Source organism: uncultured Mobiluncus sp. (assembly GCF_947254095.1).
GTDB lineage: Bacteria > Actinomycetota > Actinomycetes > Actinomycetales > Actinomycetaceae > Mobiluncus.
This window is the reverse complement of the sequence record NZ_CAMYBV010000053.1, coordinates 1-2935: the sequence shown is the minus strand read 5'-3', so window position 1 is coordinate 2935 and position 2935 is coordinate 1. Positions and strand designations below refer to the sequence as shown.

Here is a 2935-nt window from a genome sequence, read left to right as displayed (position 1 = left end):
ATCCAGGTGTCGCCCTCCATCGTGAAGCTGACCGAGCAATGCCGGGAATACTGGACTTTCCTGCAATACCTGGCCGGGCAAGACCTGGCTGCGGCGCGGAAAGCCCAAGCCGACCTGGAAAAGGAGCTGACCGAAGCTCGTGACGCCGCCGCGAAGTCACAGGAAGAAACCATTGAACTCATCGCGAAAGCGATGGCAGAAGTCGCCGCGACCGGCACGACCACGACGCCGCTACCGTTCTTGGGCGGATTCGGCGGGGGAGCGAGTACGGCTGGGGGCGCCTCCGGAGCAGCCGCGTCCGACGCCGCCCCGGCAGACTCGGGCGCGCCGTTTCGCTACGAGCTAGAGAAAATAGCCCAATGCACGGACTGCAAGACCTGCTACCAAGAGATTCCCGAATACTTCGAGCCGTCCACGGAAATCATTGACGGCAAGCCTACCCCGGTGGCGCGGCTCATTCCCGGCTCGCTGGAAAGCGTGGAAGTGACCGACGAACTGCGCGCCCGGGTCGCGAAAGTTGTCGCGAACTGTGACGCGGAAATCATCTTGTGACCAGGGAGGGGAAACCGATGCTTAACACGACGAACACGGTCCAGCTCAACATTTTGGAACGCCGGTTTAATGCCGACCCGAAACTGTTTCAATCCATGTTTGTGGCCGAGGGTCTGGCTCAGCTGCACGCGGCTTTTGACGCCGGAGAACTGCCCGAGGCCATGACCCTGAAAATTTGGGAGCTACTGGAGCGCGAGGACATGGTGGGGCGCATCATGATGCGTTTCCTGTGGAACTTGCCGCTGGGCAAGAAACGCGTGTTTATCCGCGCGATTGACACCTGGCTGTCCGAACGCTACCCGATGTTTGCGGGGGTGAGCGAAAACTGGCCCGCCGCCAACCATGTCGCCCCCTACGTGCGGCCGGCGTCCCAGCGGGTACATGACTTTGACTTGGTTACGCAAGGGTATCTGGGGTATCTGACCCAGGGCTATTCCCAGCGGGAAGTCGACCTGTTCGTGTGGCTCGAATCGATGCGGGACAAGCACTGCGCGGATCGGCCCTGTGAGCTGGGCGAATTTCTGCGGGGCCGCAAAGTCGGGGGCTGCCCGGTCCAGATTCATGTCCCGGACGTCATGCAGGCCATCGCGGAGGGGGATTTTGACCGAGCGCTGCGTATCGTGGAGGAGTCGAACCCGCTGCCGAACGTGACCGGTCGGGTTTGTCCTCAGGAGCTGCAGTGTCAAGGGGTGTGCGTGCACAAGGCGCGTCCCATCGAGATTGGTCAGTTGGAGTGGTTCTTGCCCCAGCGAGAGAAAATCGTGCACGGCAACGAGGCGATTCTCAAGCGTTTCGAGGGCCGTCCCGACCCGTGGCAGACCGCGGAAAAGCCCCCGATTGCTATCGTCGGTTCGGGTCCTTCCGGGTTGATTAACGCGTTCTTGCTGGCAAACCAGGGTTTCCCGGTCACCGTGTTCGAGGCGTTCCACACCCTGGGCGGGGTGTTGAAGTACGGGATTCCCGAGTTCCGCCTACCCAACGAGCTGGTCGACGACGTGGTGGACAAGATTTGCCTGCTGGGCGGGCGTTTCGTGACGAACTTTGTGGTGGGCAAGACCGCGACCTTAGATGACTTGAAAGCGGCCGGTTTTTGGCGCATTTTCGTCGGTACCGGCGCCGGTTTGCCGAAATTCATGAACGTGCCCGGCGAGCACCTCAACGGGGTCATGAGCGCCAACGAGTTCCTGACTCGCGTAAACCTGATGCACGCGAACCTGCCCGACTATGACACGCCCCTGCCCGAAGTCGCCGGGAAAGAAATCCTGGTCATTGGCGGAGGAAACACGGCGATGGACGCGGCACGCACCGCCCGGCGCTTGGGCGGTCACGTCACCATCGTGTACCGGCGCACCAAGGCCGAGATGCCGGCCCGTGTGGAGGAACTGCATCACGCTTTGGAAGAGGGCATTGTCGTGGCTGAGCTGCGGGCGCCCACCGAGTTTCACGAGGACGAAAACCACCATGTCGCCGGGGCGAGCGTGGGGGTGATGGAGCTGGGGGAGCCTGACGAGTCTGGGCGGCGCCGGCCCCAACCAACCGGGGAAATCCTGGAAATGGACGCTGACCTGGTGATTATGGCGCTCGGTAACAGTTCCAACCCGATTATTCGCGATTCGCAGCCTGACCTGGCAGTGCAGCAGTGGGGCGCTATCAAGGTCGGGAAAGAGGCTGCCGGTGAGGCTGGCGGCGCTGGTGGGGACGCGGCTGGTGCGGCTGGTGCGGCTGGAAGTGTCGCCGAAACCCCTTCGCAAGCCACCAACCTAGAGGGAATCTACTCCGGCGGAGACGCTTCTCGCGGCGGTTCTACCGCGATCAAAGCAGCCGGAGACGGCCAAGCGGCCGCCCGCCAGATGGGGGACCTGGCCGTTCACCTGGAACCGGAAGAAGTCCACCAGCGGGTGCAACGCGCTTTGGAATACACGCAAAGCGCCGCCTCGGCCTACCGAATCTTGGAGAAACGACAACTGTCGGAACGGACTTGGGAGATGAAACTGCACGCCCCCGCGGTCGCCCGCGCGGTGCAGCCCGGCCAGTTCGCCCGGTTCATGACCCACGAAAAAGGCGAGCTGATTCCCCTGACCGTGGCCGATTTCGACCGGGAGCAAGGCTGGATTTCCATCGTGGTGCAAGCGGTAGGCAAATCGACCCAGATTATGTGCGCGATGGAAGTCGGCCAGGCGTTTTACGGGATTGCCGGGCCGCTGGGCTTGGCGTCAAAGATGGAACATTTCGACTCCGCCACCCAAAGCGTGTGCTTCGTGGCTGGTGGGGTCGGGTTAGCGCCCGCCTATCCGATTGTGCGCAAACACTTGGAGCTGGGCAATCACGTGACCCTGGTGCTGGGGGCGCGCAATCGCGACCTGCTGTTCTGGACCGACCCGGA

At 62.4% G+C, this 2935-nt stretch carries 1 protein-coding gene and 1 pseudogene; both read left to right on the top strand.

Annotated elements, in window-relative coordinates; genetic code table 11:
- Positions 1-552 (top strand): annotated as a pseudogene (locus Q0X47_RS08585) (pyruvate-flavodoxin oxidoreductase); the annotation flags it as partial.
- Between the two features lie 17 nt (positions 553-569).
- Positions 570-2935 (top strand): FAD-dependent oxidoreductase (locus Q0X47_RS08580; protein WP_297725065.1); only part of this gene is annotated, 2366 nt, incomplete at its 3' end.